The organism is Pseudarthrobacter leeuwenhoeki, assembly GCF_055412885.1.
The window spans coordinates 1-19995 of the sequence record NZ_JBVAYY010000002.1; the positions used below are offsets into that span (position 1 = coordinate 1).

At 68.6% G+C, this 19995-nt stretch carries 19 protein-coding genes and 2 pseudogenes; 11 read left to right on the forward strand and 10 right to left on the reverse strand.

Annotated elements, in window-relative coordinates; translation table 11 throughout:
• A partial coding sequence (locus ACZYX4_RS01665; protein WP_463873207.1) for a potassium transporter TrkG occupies positions 1-447 on the reverse strand: 447 nt, incomplete at its 3' end.
• Between the two features lie 119 nt (positions 448-566).
• Positions 567-1361, reverse strand: a complete 795-nt coding sequence (locus ACZYX4_RS01670) for an alpha/beta hydrolase fold domain-containing protein (protein WP_463873208.1) — start codon at positions 1359-1361, stop codon at positions 567-569.
• Between the two features lie 229 nt (positions 1362-1590).
• Between ACZYX4_RS01670 and ACZYX4_RS01675 the strand changes: the two genes are divergently transcribed.
• Entirely contained in the window at positions 1591-2697 is a 1107-nt protein-coding gene (locus ACZYX4_RS01675) for a GTP pyrophosphokinase (RefSeq protein WP_463873209.1), read from the forward strand.
• Between the two features lie 512 nt (positions 2698-3209).
• Here ACZYX4_RS01675 and ACZYX4_RS01680 read toward each other — a convergent pair.
• From ACZYX4_RS01680 to ACZYX4_RS01690, 3 genes and pseudogenes are all read right to left on the reverse strand, one after another.
• Positions 3210-3860, reverse strand: a pseudogene (locus tag ACZYX4_RS01680) (Type 1 glutamine amidotransferase-like domain-containing protein); the annotation flags it as partial.
• A 274-nt stretch (positions 3861-4134) separates the two neighbouring features.
• Positions 4135-4418, reverse strand: a pseudogene (locus ACZYX4_RS01685) (DUF1540 domain-containing protein).
• A 524-nt stretch (positions 4419-4942) separates the two neighbouring features.
• Entirely contained in the window at positions 4943-6466 is a 1524-nt protein-coding gene (locus tag ACZYX4_RS01690) for a SulP family inorganic anion transporter (protein WP_463873211.1), read from the reverse strand.
• Between the two features lie 179 nt (positions 6467-6645).
• On the opposite strand from ACZYX4_RS01690, the gene ACZYX4_RS01695 reads away from it, so the two are divergent.
• Positions 6646-7026 carry a helix-turn-helix domain-containing protein gene (locus tag ACZYX4_RS01695; RefSeq protein ID WP_463873213.1) on the forward strand — a complete coding sequence of 127 codons (381 nt, stop codon included), beginning with the start codon at positions 6646-6648 and terminating at the stop codon, positions 7024-7026.
• Positions 7027-7041: 15 nt separating this feature from the next.
• On the opposite strand, the gene ACZYX4_RS01700 is transcribed toward ACZYX4_RS01695, so the two are convergent.
• Entirely contained in the window at positions 7042-7632 is a 591-nt protein-coding gene (locus ACZYX4_RS01700) for a LacI family DNA-binding transcriptional regulator (RefSeq protein WP_463873214.1), read from the reverse strand.
• Between the two features lie 452 nt (positions 7633-8084).
• On the opposite strand from ACZYX4_RS01700, the gene ACZYX4_RS01705 reads away from it, so the two are divergent.
• The 5 genes from ACZYX4_RS01705 (at position 8085) to ACZYX4_RS01725 (ending at position 12818) form a co-directional block, all read left to right on the forward strand.
• Positions 8085-9425: an MFS transporter gene (locus ACZYX4_RS01705; protein WP_463873216.1), complete on the forward strand. Its 1341-nt coding sequence runs from the start codon at positions 8085-8087 to the stop codon at positions 9423-9425.
• Positions 9422-9967 (forward strand): hypothetical protein, encoded by a 546-nt coding sequence (locus ACZYX4_RS01710; protein WP_463873218.1) that lies wholly within the window; start codon positions 9422-9424, stop codon positions 9965-9967. Before ACZYX4_RS01705 ends, ACZYX4_RS01710 begins: the two co-directional genes overlap by 4 nt.
• 619 nt (positions 9968-10586) lie before the next feature.
• Positions 10587-11345, forward strand: a complete 759-nt coding sequence (locus tag ACZYX4_RS01715) for a DsbA family protein (protein ID WP_463873219.1) — start codon at positions 10587-10589, stop codon at positions 11343-11345.
• Positions 11345-12283 (forward strand): cytochrome c biogenesis CcdA family protein, encoded by a 939-nt coding sequence (locus ACZYX4_RS01720; protein WP_463873221.1) that lies wholly within the window; start codon positions 11345-11347, stop codon positions 12281-12283. The genes ACZYX4_RS01715 and ACZYX4_RS01720 overlap by 1 nt, the downstream gene beginning before the upstream one ends.
• On the forward strand, positions 12270-12818 hold the full coding sequence (locus ACZYX4_RS01725; protein WP_463873222.1) for a hypothetical protein: 549 nt from the start codon (positions 12270-12272) through the stop codon (positions 12816-12818). Before ACZYX4_RS01720 ends, ACZYX4_RS01725 begins: the two co-directional genes overlap by 14 nt.
• Here the strand turns inward: ACZYX4_RS01725 and ACZYX4_RS01730 are convergent.
• Positions 12815-13594, reverse strand: coding sequence for a GntR family transcriptional regulator (locus ACZYX4_RS01730; RefSeq protein ID WP_463873223.1), 780 nt, complete (start codon positions 13592-13594; stop codon positions 12815-12817). The two genes, ACZYX4_RS01725 and ACZYX4_RS01730, sit on opposite strands and share 4 nt — an antisense overlap.
• Positions 13595-13858: 264 nt before the next feature.
• Here ACZYX4_RS01730 and ACZYX4_RS01735 point away from each other — a divergent pair, with 264 nt between their 5' ends.
• The 4 genes from ACZYX4_RS01735 to ACZYX4_RS01750 all read left to right on the forward strand — a co-directional run bounded on the left by ACZYX4_RS01735 (position 13859) and on the right by ACZYX4_RS01750 (position 17089).
• On the forward strand, positions 13859-14470 hold the full coding sequence (locus tag ACZYX4_RS01735; protein WP_463873225.1) for a hypothetical protein: 612 nt from the start codon (positions 13859-13861) through the stop codon (positions 14468-14470).
• Between the two features lie 107 nt (positions 14471-14577).
• Complete coding sequence (locus ACZYX4_RS01740) at positions 14578-15144, forward strand: copper resistance CopC family protein (protein ID WP_463873227.1); 567 nt, start codon at positions 14578-14580, stop codon at positions 15142-15144.
• Positions 15145-15197: 53 nt separating this feature from the next.
• On the forward strand, positions 15198-15812 hold the full coding sequence (locus ACZYX4_RS01745; protein WP_463873228.1) for a copper chaperone PCu(A)C: 615 nt from the start codon (positions 15198-15200) through the stop codon (positions 15810-15812).
• Entirely contained in the window at positions 15809-17089 is a 1281-nt protein-coding gene (locus ACZYX4_RS01750; protein ID WP_463873229.1) for a Dyp-type peroxidase, read from the forward strand. The genes ACZYX4_RS01745 and ACZYX4_RS01750 overlap by 4 nt, the downstream gene beginning before the upstream one ends.
• A 93-nt stretch (positions 17090-17182) precedes the next feature.
• On the opposite strand, the gene ACZYX4_RS01755 is transcribed toward ACZYX4_RS01750, so the two are convergent.
• The 3 genes from ACZYX4_RS01755 to ACZYX4_RS01765 form a co-directional block, all read right to left on the reverse strand.
• Positions 17183-17491: an antibiotic biosynthesis monooxygenase gene (locus tag ACZYX4_RS01755; protein ID WP_463873231.1), complete on the reverse strand. Its 309-nt coding sequence runs from the start codon at positions 17489-17491 to the stop codon at positions 17183-17185.
• A 196-nt stretch (positions 17492-17687) separates the two neighbouring features.
• Complete coding sequence (locus ACZYX4_RS01760) at positions 17688-19208, reverse strand: aldehyde dehydrogenase family protein (protein ID WP_463873232.1); 1521 nt, start codon at positions 19206-19208, stop codon at positions 17688-17690.
• Positions 19205-19993, reverse strand: coding sequence for an HD domain-containing protein (locus ACZYX4_RS01765; RefSeq protein ID WP_463873234.1), 789 nt, complete (start codon positions 19991-19993; stop codon positions 19205-19207). The genes ACZYX4_RS01760 and ACZYX4_RS01765 overlap by 4 nt, the downstream gene beginning before the upstream one ends.
• Positions 19994-19995 lie beyond the last annotated feature (2 nt).

The following is a 19995-nucleotide window of genomic DNA, read 5'->3' on the forward strand; positions in this document are numbered from 1 at the left end:
ATCCGAGTACAGGGCGAAGCCGGCGTTGTTAAAGGATGAGATGGAGTGGAACACGCCGTGCCACACCGCGTCGCCCAGCGCGTAGCCGTATCCGGCCATGAAGCGGATGGTAAGAATCAACGCCAGCGCTGCTTCCACGCCCACGCTGATGAGCAGAACTCCGACCAGCACGCGGCGGACGTCACCAAAGCCGCTGCTTTTCGTCTCGGCGGCGGCAGATATCCGGGATTTCAGGCCCAGCCGGCGGGCGGTCAGGACCCCGAGCAGTGTGCCGAAGGACATCACGCCGAAGCCGCCGATCTGGATGAGGACCAGGATGACGACCTGGCCGAATCCGCTCCAGAAGACGGGTGTGTCCACGGTGATCAGGCCGGTGACACAGACGGCGGAGGTGGCGGTGAACAGCGCTTCGAGCAGGCTGGCCTCGCCTCCGCCTGCCTTGGCCACCGGGAGCAGCAGCAGNGAGGAACCGGGTGAGGCCCGCGGCAAAGGCGCGCAGAACCCCGGCAACTTCGACTTGCATAAGCGCCACGCTACCACCGGCTGGTGGCCGCGGCGGACGGGGTTCAGGCGAGCAGAAGCTGCACGAGTTCGCGGCACTTCCGGTAGGCGGCGGCCTTCGGGTCGATCATGGCGAAATGGTCGCCGGGGACCCTCAGGAGCTGGATCGGGGCACCGGCGGACTTGGCCGCCGCCGCGTAGGAGTCGGCCAGGCTCGCCGGGACGTCGCCGTCGTCTGTGCCGTGGACGGCATAGACGGGGACCTTCAACGGCACCGCGCTCATCGGGTCCGCATACTTATGCCGTTTCGGGTATTTTTCGGAGGAGCCCCCCAGCAGGTTGCTGACCGCGCCGTTGCTCAGGTTCAGGCGTTCGGCTTCCGCAAGGTTGAGTACCCCGGACTGGCTGACGACGCCGGTCAGGCGCACCGCGCCGTCGGCGTCCCTGCGCACCAACTGGCGGTCCGCGTCCGGGGCGCCGAGCTGGGCGAGGCGGCACCGGCCGGCAGCCCAGACCGCAAGGTGCCCGCCGGCGGAGTGACCCAGCGCCACGACCCGGTCCAGCCCGAGGCCGTGGTCACCAGCAATGTCGCCGAGCTTGTCGATTCCGGCGAGCACATCGGAGAACGTATGGGGCCAGCCGCCGCCGTTGCCGGCACGGCGGTACTCCAGGTTCCAGGCGGCCATGCCGTGCGCCGCAAGATCCTTGGCCAGGGGTTCGCCGAGTTCCGCGCCGTACTGCGAGCGCCAGTAGCCACCGTGGATGACCACCACCACGCCCCTGGTGGCGGCAGAATCCGGCAGGAAGAGCTCCCCCCACTGGCTGGGATCATCGCCGTAGCTGTACCTATGCCGCTTCACTGTGTCCTCCTTGGGGCCCGGTGAACAGGCGGCGGAGACTGCCCCCAGAGTCACCGTCGCTGCGGCCGCGGTCAAAGCCCGACGCCGCACATCAGCCATGTGCCGAGCCTACCTGAGCGCTGCCCGGCACGGTGTAAGGCGGCACCAGCCCGGGTTGGCGGCCCGGTCAGCAGGGGCCGCGGGGGGCCTCAGCCCGTCCGCCGTCGTACCCCGGCCGTAAGCTGGATGCATGGCGAGCAACTGGGATCGACTGGACCCGAAACTGCGCGAGTCCGTGCAGGAAAACGTGGAACTCTACGAGGGGGTGCGCCCTGCCCTGAAGCTGGTCACCCGCGAGGTCCTCCTGACGCTGCGGAGCATGCTCAAGGGCACCGAAGTGACACCGCTGTTCGTCACCGGCCGCACCAAGACGGTCGAATCCTTCCGCGAGAAGATCTCCCGCATTGAGGAGCCGCTGGAACCGGGCGGTCCGCCGGTGCTGAAGTTCCCGGATCCGTTCCGGACCCTGAATGACATGGTGGGCATCCGGGTGATCACGAAGCTGCCGACGGAAAACGCGGTGGTGGCCAACCTGATCAAGCGCCAGCGCCAGCTCTTCGACTGCCGCGGTGACCGCGAGAAGGACATCGGCTCCATCGAATCAGGGACCTACGGCTATTCCAGCCGCCACCTGATCCTGCGGACCATCCAGAACGAGGCCGTCAAGGAGTACCAGCAGGCTTTCAACCCGGAGATCCAGCCGAACGGCAGTTACTTCTTCGAATGCCAGATCCGCACCGTGTTCGCGCACGCCTGGAGCGAGATCGAGCACGACATCCGCTTCAAGGCCGAGGATCCGCGGGCCTGGACCCCGCACTTCGACCGCCAGTTCACCGCCACCGCCGCGATGCTGGAAACCGTGGAGGGGGCGTTCGCTGACCTGCATGAACGCTACGAAGAGGTCCGCAGTTACTGGGACATGGACGGCGAAGGCGCCGCGCAGCTCACTCCGAACCGGATCCGCGACGTCTGGCGCACGCTGCTGCCGCACGTGGACCGGAAGGTCGATGACGACTGGGGCTGGGCCGCCGAGCTGATGGCCGCCCACGGCCTCAACCAGACCATGCAGCTGGCCGGGCTGCTCAGCGCCAACCGGATCACCGAAGTCCGCCAGGCCCTGGACCACCGCTACTCCCCCGGACCGGACCGGCTCCTCGATGACCTGCTGCTCTGGCAGTACGGCACCAAACACATCGATCTCACCGCCGAACCGGCCGACGCCGTCCCGCACCCGCGGCGCGACAGCCTCCAGCGGCGGCTCAAGCAGATCGAGCGCTACCGCCTGACGCAGGGGTAGAGGTTGGGGGAATGCCGGCCCGGAAATCCAGCCGTCGCAGATTCCGGACGGCTGGTGCTAGGTTCTCAGCCCATGAGCACCACCCCGCCGTCGAAGACGATGACCACGCCGTCCTTGACCCTGGCGGCGGCCGGACTGTTTTCGTTGCCGATCGGCATTCTGGAAACAGCGAGGGTCTATGCGATCGACTCCGCCGCTACCGGACTGGCGAAGCTGGACCTTTCAGCCATGATCGCCGGAGGCCTGACCACCGCTGCCGTAGGACCTGGAGCGTTCCTCATCCGCACGCCGCAATCCCTGCCCCCAACCGTTTGCAGTCATCGCCGGCTGGCTCATCATCTGGTTTCCGTTGACCGTGGCCCGGGAAGTCGCCACAGACCGGTTCCCCGGGTCCCAACTTGTGGTGACCTCGCTGTGCATTGCCGGTATCGTCGCTGCTGTTGCGGCCTGCGTCCGGTCGGATCGCCACGTTTCCGGGGCCCGGAACACCGCAGAGTAAGCCACCTGGGCTCCTAAAGCTCGGTCGGCTCGAGCCGTTCCTCGAGTACTTCTGCTGTGGAGCCGTCAGGCGAGGCCAGCCGCACCCGGTAGGCGGCTTTGCCGGGAGATTCCGTGACCGCCTCGACCAGTGCGGTCCCTCGGTAGAGCGGGCCCACGCCGTCGTCGGTGCAGTGGGTTTCACCCAGTGTTCCGTCCGCCACCAGACGGTGCACGAGGGGCCGGCGTGCGGCTTCGGAGTCGTAGTGGACCCCGTTTTCATACGGGAGCAGTCCCAGGCCGTTGCTCACGGCGCGCAGCTCAGGACCGAAAGAATCGGTCGTCCCACCGTTGAACCAGCAGATGGATCCGGCCGAAACGCCGGCCAGCACCACCCCGGATTCCCAGACGCGCCGGAAGATCGTGTCCAGCCCATGGGCGCGCCAGACGGCGAGGAGGTTGACGACGGAACCGCCGTTGACCCAGACAACGTCCTGGCCGAGCAGGTATTCCTCGACGTTGTCGACGTTGGGCATGGTGAACAGGTTCAGGTGGGTGAGCTGGAAGCCGGCAACGTTTCCCGCTTCGCTGATCTCGTTGTTGAACCACCGCTGATCCCCGCTGGCGGTGCCAACGTGGGCGAGCCTGGGTGCCCGCCCGGCGACACCGGACAAGTCCACGGCATGAAGTTGAGCCTACCGAGGCATCGTCACAGCGTTCCAGCTCCCGCGCCGCCCGGTCATTTCCGCGGCGCAATTCCCCTGCCTGCCTGCCTTCTCCCCGCCTTTGAACAGCCGACGCCGGGACTCACCGGTGTTTCGGTGCGACACACCGGGTGCCGACTCCAAACGTGGGGAAAGTCCGGCGTCGAGGGCCGGTCAGGCGAACCGTGCCAGGGGGTTCTGCAGCCTTCCTTCCCGTGCGGCGGTGTTTCTTTGGCTGGTGGACGGCGCCTGTGGCTTATCTGTGGGCGTAGGTGAGGCAGCCGGCGTTGTCGACGCCCGGACCCACGTGCACCTCGGTCGTCTTGCACATCAGGTGATCGTTGTGGGCGCATTCGAACGCTGGCAGGCACCTACATCTGCGAGCACCTTGGGCAGCCCTCCGTGCACACCGATATCGATGAAAGTGCCGCAGGAGGCATGGTCTTCGGCGCCGCCGACGGTGATGGCCGCGGCGTTGCAGTTCGAGTGGTCGTTGAAGGAGCAATTTCTCGCGCTGCAGCCGGCTACGTGCGTCGTCACTGGATATTCCTCCGCGGTCCGGCCACCCTGGCTGGGCGGCCCCTTGTGACGCGGTAGGCCCCTCCAAGGCGAACAATAAGACCCAATCGTGTGGCCTAATGTCGCCGGGACGCGGCTGCGTCCTATGCGCCGGGGCCCGGGAACCGGGCGACATACCTCCGCTGCCACGGGGTCTCAACGGCGCCCCGGCGGAAGCGCGCCCGCACGAAGGCTACGGCCTCCGCGGGCGGGACGCGGTCCCAGCAGGTACAGGCCAAACTCGGGTCGCGGCCCGGCAGGAAGCGGCCTGAGCAGCCCGCGGCCGCGGCCGCGGATGAGCCGGCCGGACGGCAGTTCCAGGACTCCGCCCTGGGCCGGATCCCAGGTCTGCGTCATGTTCCTGAGCGTAGACCTTCCACCGGCAACGCGCACCGCCTGCGTTCCTGCCCGGTTACTCCCCGGCCGCAGCCGGAAATCACTGAAAATACGGGCGGAACACCGTGGTTTACGGGGTTCGGGCCGAAGTAACTGGGCTGGAGCGCAGCCTAGTGGCCGGCGCCGAGCTTTCCGCCGAGACGTTGGCGCATCAGGATACTGGCGTCGTTGAGCCCGATGATCAACACGTCCTTGCCGTGGTGGTGGTACTTCGCGGTGATGGCGTCCAGGGCGGCGATCGTCGAGGCATCCCAGAGGTGGGAGGCGTGCATGTCGATGACCACGTGCTCGGGGTCCAGCGCATATTCGAACTGGGTGTAGAGGTCGTTCGAGGAGGCGAAGAACAGCTCGCCGTCCACCGCGTAGGTGGCTGTTTCGTGGCCGCCAATGGTCTTGACCGACCGTTCGACCGTGACGAAGTGGGCGACCCGGCGGGCGAACATCACCATGGCCACGAGCACGCCGACGCCGACGCCGATCGCGAGGTTGTGGGTGGCGACGGTGACGATCACGGTGGCAACCATGACGATGGTCTCGCTCTTGGGCATCACCTTGAGGGTGCGGGGGTGGATGCTGTGCCAGTCGAAGGTCGCGACCGACACGAAGATCATGACGGCGACCAGGGCGGCCATGGGGATCAGGGAGACGATGTCACCCAGGACCACCACCAGGATGAGCAGGAAGATGCCGGCGAGGAAAGTTGAGATGCGGGTGCGGGCGCCGGAGGCTTTGACGTTGATCATGGTCTGGCCGATCATCGCGCAGCCGCCCATGCCGCCGAAGAAGCCTGTCACGATGTTCGCCACGCCCTGGCCCCAGGCCTCGCGGGTCTTGTGGGAGCGGGTGTCCGTGACATCGTCGACGAGCTTGGCGGTCATGAGGGATTCGAGCAGTCCCACGAAGGCCATGGCGAGGGCGAAGGGGAAGATGATCTGCAGGGTCTCGAGGCTGAACGGCACGTTGGGAATGAACAGTGTCGGCAGGGAGTCGGGGAGTTCACCTTTGTCGCCCACGGTCGGAACCGCGACGGCGGCGAAAACAGTGATCAGGGTCAGGACCACGATCGCGACGAGCGGGGCCGGGACGGCCTTGGTGAGCTTCGGCAGGCCGAAGACGATCACGAGCCCCAGCGCGGTGAGCGGGTAGACCAGCCAGGGGACACCCAGCAGCTCAGGAACCTGGGACAGGAAGATCAGGATGGCCAGGGCGTTGACGAAGCCCACCATCACCGAGCGCGGGATGAACCGCATGAGCTTGGCAACCCCGGAGAGGCCCAGGATGATCTGGAAGATGCCGGCGAGGATGACGGCGGCGATGAAATAGTCCACGCCGTGGGACTTCACCAGCGGGGCGATGACCAGGGCAATCGCGCCGGTGGCAGCGGAAATCATCGCCGGCCGGCCGCCGACAAAGGCGATCGTCACGGCCATCGTGAAGGACGCGAACAGTCCCAGGCGCGGATCGACTCCGGCGATGATCGAGAAGGCGATCGCCTCCGGTATAAGCGCCAGGGCGACGACAAGTCCGGCGAGGACTTCGGTTTTGAGCCGGCGCGGTGACTTCAGGGTTCCCCGGACGGATTGAAGCTGTTCAGGGGTGAACACCGGGAGGTGTTCGGCTTTTGTGACGGCCATTTCTGGCTCCGTTCATGGTCAAGAAGACGCGTGTCAGCGGCTTCGTTCTGCAAATGAATGAGGGGGCGCAGCGCTGCGCCGGTCAGAGGGGAAACTCGTCCTAAAGGTCTCAAACCCACGATCCAAACCCTACCCTAACGTGATGGTAGGGTTTGAATCTGAACAGGACGGAGGCCCTGATGACGGCCAAAACCGGCAGCGCCGGCACCATGCACATCGGCGAACTTGCAGAGCGGACCGGACTGTCCCTGCGCACCATCCGGCACTATGACGACGTCGGACTCCTGCCCGCGACAGCGCGGACGGACGGCGGCTTCAGGGTGTACTCGCAGGATGATTTCGAACGGCTGATGGTCATCAAGCAGATGAAGCCGCTGGGGTTCTCACTGGAGGAAATGGCCGAGATCCTGGGCCTGCTCACGGACGGACCGGGCGCGCGGGGGTCCGCCGTCCGGCTCGCGGAAATCCTGGAACAGGCGGAGCACCAGCGCGCCAAAATAGCCCGCAACCTCGCGCAGGCGGACGACTTCATTGCCATGCTGGGCCGATTCGCCATCTGACGGGCTCGACTCGGCTCAGGCGCGCAGCCGGCCGATCAACGAGGCGACCGCCTGCTCGACGAGCGCTTCGGCTTCTGCCGTCCCGGCAGTCCCCGCAGTCCCGGCAGTCCCCTGCGCCAGGATATCGACGCCGTCCGGCTGCACGGCGTCCGAGAACACCAGCAGGGCGACGCCGCGCTCGACGAGTTCCGCCATGGTCTCGACGTCGACGGCGGCGCGGTCCGGCGGCACCGAGCCGAGGATGACGCCGTCGGCTCCGCCGGAGAGCATAAACTGCCGCCAACTGTCGCCCACCAGGATGACAGGCTGGTAGCCGTGCCGGGGCAGGATCCTGGCCGCTGCGGCGGCCAGGGCGCGATCCCAGGGATCGTCGAGGTCGGTGATGGCCACGGCCACGACGTCGGTGCGTCCGCGCCGCATCCCGCGGGCGGCCCGGTTGGGCACGTACCCGAGTTCGTGGGCCGCGGCATGGACGCGGTCCTGGGTGGGCTGGCTGATCCGCGTGTTTCCGCCGGGGCGGCCGGAGAGCACGTAGGAGACCGTGGTCAGGGACACTCCTGCGGCCCCCGCGACGTCGCGGATGGTGGGCTTGGATCCGTGCCGCACTGTTGACTCCCGGTTACTTCTCCGCCGCGAATTCGCGGCGTTGCTTAGGCTTTCGTCCTGGGGTGGACACCCTGTGTGAACTCTAGCCCCCACCCCAACGCGGGGTCACTTAGCGCCCGTCCTGAGGCCTTGGACGGGCGCGAAGTGACCCCGCGTTGGTGTTTATCCGGACGACGGCGGCGCGTGCGCCTTACCGTTGAGAGGTTTCCTGGTTCAGTTGTCGCAGGTGCAGCGCTGGTCCTGGGGCACATCGGCCATGACCGAGTCGACGTGCTCGCCGCAGCCGGCCCAGGTGATTTTTCCACAACGGTTACAACGAACTGCAGCGCACATATGAACTCCAATTTCGGGGTGCCGCGGGTGCCGCACCTGATACAACAATAATACCCCATAGGGTATATTGAAGGAGTCCCCGGCCGCAGGGGAACTACCCTGGAGCCCGAAGGATCAGCATGGACACGCAGAAACTGCCGGAAGGCCCGACGCCGGACCAGGCCAACAGTCCAGGAAAAATCACCTCCGCGGCCCCGCCTGGACTGGAAAACCAGCGCCTCCAGCGCCGTGTCGTCTCCGTCCTCGTGGGCGGCCAGATCCTCGGCGGCATCGGCATGGGAGCGACGCTTTCCCTCGGCTCCCTGCTGGCGGCCCAGCTCTCCGGGTCCAACGCGTGGTCCGGCATGGCCGCCACGATGAGCACCCTCGGCGCCGCCCTCGCCGCCGTCCCCCTGGCCCGGCTTGCCCAGGCCCGCGGCCGGCGGATCTCGCTCTCCACCGGCGCCCTGATTGCCGGCGCCGGCGCCGTCACGGCGATCACCTCAGCCGCGCTGGGCGTTTTTCCGGTGCTGCTGCTGGGCCTCATGCTCCTCGGTGCGGGCTCCGCCGTGAATCTGCAGGCGCGTTTCGCCGCCACCGACCTTTCCCGCCCCGGGTCCCGGGGCCGGGACCTCTCGATCGTGGTGTGGTCCACCACGATCGGAGCCGTCCTGGGACCGAACCTCTTTGGTCCCGGCGAGAGCGTCGGCGCCGCCCTTGGCCTGCCCCCGCTGACCGGCGCGTTCGCCTTTTCCGTGGCCGCCCAGCTCGCGGCCGCCGTCGTCTATGCGACCGGCCTGCGGCCAGACCCCCTCCTCACCGCCATGGCCTCCCGCGTGCCCGATTTGGCAGCACCGCAGCCCAAGAGCGGCCTGCGGATTCTGCGAAGCAACCCCAGGGCGCGGTATGCCGTGGCAACCGTCGCCCTCAGCCACGCCACAATGGTGGCGCTCATGTCCATGACACCGGTGCACCTGCGCGACCATGGGGCGAGCCTCACGGTGGTCGGCCTGACAATCAGCCTGCACATCGCCGGCATGTACGCCCTGTCCCCCGTTTTCGGCTGGATGGCGGACAAGGCCGGGCGGCTGCCCACCATCCTGCTGGGCCAGGGCATGCTGCTGGTTTCGCTGGTGCTGGCCGGCGTCGCGCCGGATTCCGGCACCGCCGTGACCGCGAGCCTGATCCTGCTGGGGCTGGGCTGGTCCGCCTCGGTGGTTGCCGGCTCAGCCCTGGTGGCAGAGTCGGCCCACGTGCAGGACCGGCCGGCGATCCAGGGCGTTTCGGACCTCAGCATGAACGCAGCCGGGGCGACCGGCGGTGCGCTGGCCGGCCCGGTGCTGGCCGCCGTCGGGTATTCCGGGCTCGGCTTCCTCTCCATCACCCTGGTGGTCACCGTGATCATCTGGACCGCACTGCAGCCACGACGCCCCGCCACGAAGCAGGAACAGGACCAGGAACAGGAACAGGACCAGCCATGACAGTCAACAGCAAGCCCGAAGAGCACCTCCCCCCGGGCACGGAACAGGCACCCGCCAGGCTGAACCGCGTCCGGCAGCTCCCGCAGGTGCTCCGCAGCTGGCCCCGGTCACGCGTGGCCGCAACAGTCGTCGCGGCCGGCCTCACCGCCGTCTTCCTGATGGCCGCCAACGGGATGATTGCCGGCACCGGCACCGGCTGGACGGGCTACGCCCTGGTCGGTGCAGGGTCGGTCCTGGCCGGCTTCCTGGCGGGCAGCTACGTGAACGCTCCGATCGGCGCGGCGGCCACGCTGTGCGATCTGCGGTGGCCCGTCCTGGGCCTCTTCGGTGCGGTGTGGGCGAGCTCAGCAAGGGAGGCACTCCCGGCAGTCCAGACCGCCGTCGGCATCCTGTCCCTGGCCGTGATGGCATGGGCCCTGCACGGCCGCCTGGAACTGGAGCGCAAGGTCACGCTGGGCCGCAGCGGATCGCCGGATGCCGACGTCGACGTCTGCACCGACTGTCGCCCGCTGTTCCCGACCAAACCGCGGCCCCGGAACTGATCCGGCAGCCGCCGGGCAGCAGGCCCTCCGCCGGGACTCCCGCCGAACGCAGGCTGTTCCCGCACGCCAGCACCCGGACGCCGCCGCCGGCGACGGCGCGGGCGACGGCTTCACCGCATCCCGAACCCTCCGCCAGGAGGGCCACGGCGGGACCCTGAATGACAGCCTCGACGGGCACCGCTGGTCCGAGCGCCGCAACGACGTTCTGGCTGCTTCTTAGCACCCCGGCCAGGGCCCCGTCCGGCAAAGGACCGGCCGAATGGGCCACGAGACCCCGCCGGCCCTGGCCTTGACGCTCCGCCGGGCGGGACCCGCCGTATTCAGCGGCGCCCTCGGCACGGTTTTCGGCTGCAAGTTCAGTCACACAATCTCCTTCGGCCCGGACGGGTCCGCCCGCTTCAGGGCCGGGCCAGGCCGTTTCCTGCATGCTAGCGGCCACCGTACGGAAATGTACAAACATTCCTGTGAAGGCGGGCCGGCGGCACGCGGCCAGGCCTCCCGGCCGGGTCCGGCAGCGGGATTTCCGGCATTTTACAACGGCGCGTGCGTCACGTAGCGTCGCACACTACTAAATGTCTAAACATTTCACTGCCCCCTGCGGCACGCTTGAGGAGCCCTAATGCCCACCTTGACCAAGCCCGAACCTGCAGCAGCCAAGCCCCGCCGCCGCCGCACCGCATCCTTCGTCCTGCCGGCACTGGGCATCGCCGTGCTGCTGCTCTTCGTGGGGCTGCTGTCCTACCAGGGTGCAGCGGCCCAAAAAGACGCCACCGAACAACAACAGGGGTCCCAGGACCCCAAGAGCGCCGCCGGCGAAAAGCTGGACATGTCCCGCCGGATCGCAGACGATCCAACCGCGATCGGAAGCCCGGATGCTCCGGTGGTCCTGGTGGAGTACGCGGACTACCGCTGCCCCTTCTGCGCGCTCTTCTCCCAAGACACCCTTCCCCCGCTGGTGGCGAAATACGTCGACAGTGGCGACCTGAGAGTGGAGTGGCGTGACCTGCCGGTGTTCGGGGCGGAATCATCCGCCGCCGCCGTCGCCGGACGCGCGGCGGGCGAGCAGGGACGGTTCTGGGAATACAACAAGGCTGTCTACGCCATCGCGCCGGCACGCGGCCACGCCGAACTGCCCCGGGAGCGGCTGATCCAGCTTGCCGGTGACGCCGGAGTCCCTGACTTGAAGAAGTTCGAAGCGGATCTTGACTCCCCAGAACTCAAGGCCGCCGTGTCGAAGGATGCCCAGGAGGCCGCCGCCCTGGGCGCCACCGGCACCCCCACCTTCCTGGTCAACGACACTCCGCTCGTTGGTGCGCAGCCGCTGGCCACCTTTGAGAAGGCCATCGAAGCTGCACTGAAAACGGCCGGGGGCAACTGATGGACATCGGCTACGCTGGCGCGTTCCTGGGCGGCGTCCTTACGCTGCTGAGCCCTTGTTCAGCCCTCCTGCTGCCGGCCTTCTTTGCCTACGCCTTCTCCACCAAGAGCCGGCTGGTGGCACGGACGGGGCTGTTCTACCTGGGCCTGCTGAGCACGCTGGTGCCGCTGGGCATCTTTGCCGGGGTACTCGGCTCCCTCGTCACGCAGCACCGGCCAGTCCTGATCAGCGTTTCAGCGGCCCTGGTGATCCTCCTGGGCGCCGCCCAGATCGCAGCAATCCGGCTGCCCTCCGCACTGACGCCGACTGCCGGCACCGGGTCCTCCCGGCTGTCCGTCTTCGCGCTGGGAACCGTCTACGGCGTCGCCGGGGTCTGCACCGGGCCCATCCTGGGCTCCATCCTGACCGTGGCGGCAGTGGGCAGCAACGCCTTCTACGGTGGCGCGCTGCTGGCAGTCTTCGCACTCGGAATGGCCTTGCCGCTCTTTGTCCTGGCCCTCGTGTGGGACCGGCTGGGCATCTCAGGCCGCCGCTGGTTGCGGCCGCGTCCGTTCACCATCGGGACGTGGTCGAACTCCTGGCTGATGATCGTTTCCGGCCTCATTTCCGTCGGCATCGGCGTGCTCCTGCTGGCCAGCGACGGAACGGCGGGACTCGGCGGCGTGCTGACCGTTCAGGACCAGTTCCGGGCTGAATCGGCTGCCACCGAGGCTGCCGCCGGCATCCCCGACCTCGTTGTCGCCGGGGCAGCGACCCTCGTTCTCGCGATCGGCGTGGCATTGTATTTCAAGAGCCGGCGCAACGAGCCACCCATGGCCCCCCGAAACACCCCCGGAGCGCTCGACCAAGAGAGCGCGCCGGAGACCGCGACCAGCCGGGCCGCCAGTGCCGTTGGCCCCGGCCGGCCAAAGACAGGGATGCCCGATGATCCGCAGTAAATACGAGACCTTGATACCTGCCTTGGCGCAGTGGCCGGCGCGGCGCTGGCTGGCCGCGGCTGCCGCCGCCGCACTCACCTACCTGGTGGTGGCCGTGCCGACAGACCTGATCGACACACCCTTTTTCAGCCGCGAGGTCCCGCCGACCTGGTGGTCCTTCCCGGTCCTCGGCGTCACAGCTGTCCTTACCGGGTTGCTGCTGGCCACCTACGTTTCCCGTGAACCCGCGGCCGCCGGCGAGCCCGGCGTCGGCGAGTCCGACACCAAAGGCCGCTTCGGGGCTGCCGGCACCATCGTCTCCTTCTTCGCCGTGGGCTGCCCGGTCTGCAACAAGCTCGTATTGCTGGCCCTCGGCACGTCCGGCGCCATGCAGTACTTCGAGCCGATCCAACCCCTGCTGGCGGGACTCTCCATCGCCCTGCTGCTGTGGGCATTCGCGAAGAGGGCAACCTCTGAGGATCGCTGCCCGGTGCCCCGCGCTCAGGCGGTCACGGCGGGATCGGACGCCGACAACCACAAGCAGGCAGCCCCTTAGTCCCGACGGGGCGGAGTGGCCTTGCAGCCGAACGCGGTCGCAAATGCCACGCGGTCGCCCAGGACATAGCTGCGCCGGAATTCAAGGTCACGCGCCCGGTGGCAGCCGGTCCGCTCGATCAGCAACAGCGGGGAGCCCTCCGGACACCCGAGCAGGGCCGCGTGTGCGGGGGTGGCGAGCACGGCGGTGAGCTGCTCCGTGCCGCCGTCAAGCACGACGCCGCAGCGCCGGTCGAGCTCCCCGTAAAGGGACGCGTCCCGGAAGTCTGCCTCCAGCAGCTTCCCGGCGGTCGCTGCGGGGAGCCAGACCTGGTCGAGGCCGATCGGCTCACCGTCGGCGAGACGGACCCTGGAGAGGTGGAAGAGCTCCGCGTCGGGATGTAGGGAAAGCTTTGCCGCCACCTCCGGGTTAACCACCCGGTGCTGCTCCAGGACCACACTGCTGTGTTTCATCCCGGATTCCCGGATGGACGCCAGCACGCTGTAGATCGGCCCGTACGCCGTACTTCTTCCGGCGACCACCGTGGGTTTTTTTCCGGGGTGCGCGGTGATGTGCCCGGCATCGCGCAGGGGTTTGAGGGCGGCCCGGATCGTGCCCCGGCTGACGCCATAGCGCTGTGCCAGCTCCAGTTCACCGGGGAAACCGGCCGCAAACTCCCCTGCGAGGACTTCCTGCAGAAGCTCGGCGCTGACGGTTTTCCAGAGCGGGCTGCCCTTGGTCCGTTCAGCAGCACCCTCTGCGCGGGACGCGGGCGCTGGCCTCTGGTGATCCTTCACATCGCTCCCGACCGATTACTCCACAAAGCTGCTGGCATAACGACGTTACTGCATCACACCCGCCCGGCGTCCGTGCCGGGCGCCCCTGCCTGGGTCTGATTTCCCGCCGGCAGCTTTTATACCCCCAAGGGTATATGAGATGATTGCATCCAGCCTTGTTTGCCGCTCGGCGCGGCAAACGCCGACGGGACAGTCCCTGAACCCCCAGCGGCTGCAAAGGCATCTTCGACAGCCTGTAGAATTACCCGTGAGCGAGGAGGAAAAATGACGGCACGCGGCCTGCGCCTTGTACGAGGCTGGATCGGCGCCGTCGTCGCGACCTCCATCGCCGCCGGGTCGCACGTCCTGGCCGGCGGCAACGCCCCCGAACTTCCCCTCCTCCTGCTGGCCCTGGCACTGTCCGGGCTGGCCTGTACCGCCCTCACGGGCCGCGGGCTGTCCCTGTGGCGGCTCTCCGTTGGCGTGGCACTGAGCCAGGGGCTCTTCCACTGGCTGTTCAGCGGAGCAGCGGCTCCCCATGGGTCCATTGCTCCGGCCGGCGGCCATCTGGCCCACTCCTCCGTGCTGGAACCCGCCGCCGGCACAGTCCTCTCCTCCGCGGCGGACCACACCTCGCCGCTGATGTGGCTGGGTCACGCCGTTGCCGCCGTCCTGACCGTGGCCATCCTGCGCCGCGGCGAGGTCGCCGTCGTCCGGCTGGTTCTGGCCATGCGCCTGCGCGTGAGGGCTTTCCTTCCGGTCTTCGAGCCCTTGCCGGTGCGCCCGGCCCCGGCCGCCCTGCCCGCCAACCGGCCCGTCAGGCCGCTGCGCAACCTCGGCGCGCCCCTGCTGGTGATGCGCCACCGCGGGCCTCCCCTGCTTCCGCTCGTGTCCTAGGCGCCCCGCGCCTTTCACCCGATCAGCCCCGCCACGCTGCCAAGACAGCGCCGGGGCGGGAAGCAGCCATGACAAGAAAACTCTTAAAAACATGGCGGAATCCTGGCTTGGGAGCAACACTGCTCGCCGCCCTCCTGCTCAGCGTAGGCGCCAGCCTCCCAGCAGCTCCGGCGGCGTTCGCCCACGACCAGCTGATTTCGTCCAGCCCGGCGCCCGATGAGCGCCTGGACAAGACCCCCGCCAACATCACCCTGGCCTTCAGTTCGCCCCTGCTCGAGCTCGGCCACGAGGTCCGTGTTGTCGATAACAACGCCAAGAACTGGGTCGGCGGCGCCGCGGTACTCAGCCGGGAAACGCTGACCCAGACGCTCCCGGAACTCCCCGACGGCGGCTACCAGGTCAGCTGGCGGGTGGTCTCCGCGGATGGTCACCCGATCAGCGGCAGCTACGGGTTCCACGTCGGCAATCCTGCCGCCGCTGCGCCCGCAGCCTCCGCCAGCCCCACGGCCGGCGTTGAAACCTCTGCTGCTGCCGCCACCGGCACCGGGGACGGTGCCGGTGTGCCCGGCTGGCTGCCGGCCACCGGAATCGCTGCGGCCGCGGGTCTTGGCATCTTCCTGGTCTTTGCCGGCCTCCGGCGCATCAAGCGCAACACACAATCCTCCAGCGAATAACACTTTCCAGGCCGGCCCGATGGGCCCCCCTGCCACGATTCAGGAGCACCACCATGTCCAAGAAGTTCGTTTCCCCCGCCCTATCCGTTCTCGCCGCCGCAGCCCTGGCACTCACCGGCTGCGGACCCTCAGCCTCGACACCGGCCCCGTCCGCTGCCGCCGCCACCCCGGCCAGCGCCTCCGCCGCACTCTCGGTCAGCCGGCCCTGGGTCAAAGCCGCACCCTCCGGCATGACCGGCGGATTCGGCGTCATCAAGAACACCTCCGACGCGGACGTCACCGTAACCGGCGCCTCGACCCCCGCGGCCAGGATGGTCGAACTGCATGAAACGGTCGCGGGATCCGCCGGCGCCATGCAGATGCAGGAAAAAGACGGCGGCTTTGTCATCCCGGCCGGCGGCGAACTGACCCTGGAGCCGGGCGCCGACCACCTCATGCTGATGGGTCTGGCCGGGCCCATCACTGCCGGCACTGAGGTGACGTTCACGCTGGCTCTGGCGGGCGGCGGAACCTTCGAATTCTCCGCCGTGGCGAAGGACTTCAGCGGCGCCAAGGAGAACTATGTCGAAGAAGGGGGCGCCGGCATGTCCCACGGCCAGCCCGCCGGCACCACCGGCAGCGCCACCGGCAGCGCCACCGGTTCCGCGCCGACGCCGACCTCGAAGTGACGGCCGGGGACCAGCAGCCCGCGGGTCCAACCGCGGGCAGTGACAGGCCCGGCGCACCGAGGAAACTGGCGCGCCGCGGACTGCTCTTCGGCGGCGCCGCCGCAGGGCTCGGGGCGCTGACCGCGGCCGGCGCCCACCTCGCCGGGGCGGGCGCCCCGGAGGCCGGGAAATCTGCACCGGCCCAGCCCGCGGAGAGCGTCCACGGCGGCGGGGTTGTCCCCTTTTACGGCGCCCGCCAGGCGGGGATTACGACGGCGGCGCAGGCCCACGGCGTTTTTGTCGCGCTGGATCTGCTGCCGGGTGCGACGCGCGCCGGGGTCAGGGCGCTGTTGCGGCTTCTCAGCGACGATGCCGCGCACCTCGCCGCGGGAAAGCCGGCGCTGGCCGACACCGAAGGCGAGCTCGCCCAGGTGCCGTCCCGGCTGACCGTCACCTTCGGTTTTGGGCCCGGGCTGGTTGCCGCGGTGGACCCCGCCCGGGCGCCGGGCTGGTTGAAGCCGCTGCCGGCCTTCAGCATCGACCGGCTGCAGTCCGGGTTCTCCGACGGTGACCTGCTGCTGCAGATCTGCGCGGACGACCCGTTGACTGTGGCGCATGCCCAACGGATGCTCCTCAAGGACAGCCGGAGCTTCGCGACCGTCCGCTGGGTGCAGACCGGCTTCCGGCGTTCGCATGGCAGCGAGAAACCCGGGACCACCATGCGGAACCTCTTCGGCCAGGTGGACGGGACCTCGAACCCGGCGCCGGACAGCACTGACTCTGAACGCGTGGTCTGGGGCGGCGGGGACATTCCGGCGTGGACGGAGAACGGCACGACGGTGGTGATCCGCCGGATCGCGATGAACCTGGACAAGTGGGACGAGGTGGACCGCGTGGGCCGGGAGGAAGCCGTGGGCCGCCGGCTGTCCAACGGCGCGCCGCTGACCGGGGCGCAGGAGCACGACGAGCCGGACTTCGCGGCCGTCTCCAAGATCGGCTTCCCGGTGATCTCGGACGTCTCGCACCTGCGCCGGGCCCGGCCCGAGGACAGCTCCCAGCGGATCTTCCGGCGGGCGTACAACTACGATGCCGCGCCCGGCGCCGGAGGGGTCTCGGACTCGGGACTGATCTTCGTGTCCTACCAGGCCGACGTCGACAAGCAGTTCACGCCCATCCAGCGCCGGCTCGATGAAATGGACATGCTCAATCAGTGGACGACGCCGATCGGGTCGGCCGTGTTCGCCATCCCGCCGGGGTGCCGTGAGGGCGGGTTTGTCGGCGAAGGCCTGTTCCCCTGATCCACAGCAACGCGGGGTCACTTCGCGCCCATTCCACCGCGCCGGATGGGCCGTAGGTGACCCCGCGTTGGGGGTAACTGGGAAAGCGCGCGGCTACGGCGTATCCCAGCCAATACTGGCGGCCTCGTCCAGAGTGCGCGACTCGAAATGCTCCAGCATGTCGTGCATGCCCTCAATGGTCTGGTTGAACATCTCGGACGCCCGCCACTGTTCAACCTGTTCCAGGGATTCCCACGGGGCGGTGCTGATGAACCGGTTCCGGACGTCCCGGTCATGCATCAGCACGGACTTCGCGTGCGGAAAGTCTTCCTGGGTCTTCCGGGCCAGATCCCGCCAGGCCTGCACGAAATCGTTCTCGCGGCCCGGATGTACCAACCAGATTCCCAGCGTATAAACCGACACGTCAATCGCCTCCATAGTCTGCAAGGGGTGGATACCCCGATTATCAGCCCCAGCGAGAGACGCCGGTAGGGCCGATCTACCCGCCGGTGTGACACCCTCCGGCGTCAGAGTGTCGGCCCGCCAAAGGCAACGCGGGGTCACTTTGCGCCCATCGGAGGCCCCGGGATGGGCGCGAAGTGACCCCGCGTTGGAGTTCTCAGGCCTTCCGGTGGATCGACTTGTAGCTCAGGTACGCGTTGAGGCCCTCGACGCCGTACTCGGTGCCGAGGCCGGAATCGTGCCGGCCGCCGAACGGTGCGGCGTGGTTGGAGGCGAAGAAGTTGATGCCCACCGAGCCGGTGTCCATCCGGTCCGCCACGGCGAGCGCCGCGTCCGGATCGGCCCCGAACACCAGCCCGCCCAGCCCGAACTCCGTGTTGTTCGCCAGCGCAACGGCCTCATCAGCGCTGCCGCCGGCGTCGTTGTACTTCAGGATGCAGATGACCGGCCCGAAGATCTCCTCCCGGGAGATCCGCATGTCCGGGGTGACATCCGCGAACACGGTGGGTTCCACGAAGTACCCGCCTTCCAGCCCGCCGCCCAGGGATGCCGCGCGGCCGCCGGTGGTGGCGCGGGCGCCTTCGGCCAGCCCCGACTCCACGTACTCCAGCACGGTGCGGTACTGCGATTCCGTGGCGCAGGGCCCGAAGACCGTGTCCGGGTCCAGCGGGTCGCCCTGCTTGCCGGCGGCGATGGTGGAAGTGACCATGTCCACCACTTCCTCGTAGCGGCTGGCGGGGGCCAGGATCCGGGTGGAGATGTAGCAGGTCTGCCCGGTGTTGCGCATGGAGGAGCGGATCAGCACCTTGGACATCGCGTCCAGGTCTGCGTCCGGCAGCACGATCGCGCTGGATTTGCCGCCGAGCTCCAGGGTGACGGGGCGCAGCAGCTCGCCGCAGGCCGCCGCGATTTTCCGGCCCACCGGCGTCGAACCCGTGAACGCCACCTTGTCCACGCCCGGGTGCTTCACCAGCGCGTCTCCCAGCCGGCCGGACCCGGTGACCAGGTTGACGACGCCGGCCGGGACGCCGGCCGCGGCCACCGCATCGATGATCACCCGGAGCGAGAGAGGGGTGGGCGACGCCGGCTTGATCACCACGGTGCAGCCGGCCAGCAGCGCCGGGGCGAGCTTGATCACCACAAGGTTGATCGGGAAGTTCCAGGGCGCGATCAGCGCGCACACACCGATCGGTTCGCGCCGGACCACGGATTCGCCGCCGCCCTTGGGGAAGGCCCGGACGTCCCCGCGCTCCAGATAGTCGGCGAGGGTGGCGAAGTAGCGGAAGATGCCCGCGGCGTTCGCGGCGGCCCCGGCGGATTCGGAGACCGGCGAGCCGTTCTCGCGGGTGTTCGTCAGCGAGAGTTCCCCGGCCCGCTTCTCCACTTCCTCGGCGATGCGCAGGAGGTACGCGGCCCGTTCGGAGGGCGCCAGCCGCGGCCACCCGCCGTCGTCGAAGGCCCGGCGGGCGGAGCCGACGGCGGCGTCCACGTCTTCCGGGGCGCCGTCGGGGACGGTGCCCCAGACTTCGCCGGTGGCGGGATCGGTGACCGGGTTCCGGCCCGTGCCCCGGGCCGGGGTCCAGGCGCCGTCGAGGAACATGTCGTCCACATGCGTGTACGGCAGCGTGAGCGCCGCGCGCGCGGCCAGGGCCGGAGCGTCGTGTGTCGCGGCGGTCATCGGATGACCGCCGTCTTGAGCAGGGCGGTGGAGCGGTCCAGGTCGGCGGTGGCCATGTCGTGGGCGGCCTGGGTGATGAGTTCGGGCACGATTTCCGTGGCAAGCCGGTCCGTGTAGGTGGCCGGGTCCATCTTGAACCAGGACGAGGCCAGGGCAATCCCGGCCTGGTCGAAGCGCCACAGCCGGTCGGCGTCGCGCATCAGCGCGTCTTCCAGTGACTGGGCCACAGGGCGGGTGTCGTGGCCGTCGATGATCGCGCAGACGCGCTCGATGAATTCCGGGGAGTAGCCCAGGGCCGGGAGCACCCGGCGGGCCACGTCGCAGCCCTGCTTCTCGTGTTCGTAGCGGATGGCGGCCTTGCGCCAGTCCCCCGCGAAGCCCTCGGAGATGATGCGGGATTCGTCCACATGGGCCCAGCCGGTGTCGTGCAGCAGGGTGGCCACCCGGACCAGTTCGGCGTCGGCGTCGGGGTAGGCGCGGCAGAGCCGCTCGGCGAAGGCAAGCGAGATCGGCAGGTGGATGTCATTGCCGCGGGTGCGGGTCTCGTGCACCACGGCCCGCCACAGCCCGTCGAGTTCCTCGAGGGCCGCCGGGGTGGTGGCGATCGGGGCGGTGTCCACCGGTCCCGGCGCCGGAACCGGCCGGACCGGGTACGCGGCGGCGAACTCCGCCGCCGCGGCATCAGCTGTCGCGGAATTCTCGGACGCCGGGTTGTCCGAAACCGGGTTGTCGGAAACCGGGTCCGCGGTGCCGGCGTCGGCAACCGGGGTCTTGGGGGTGGTCATAA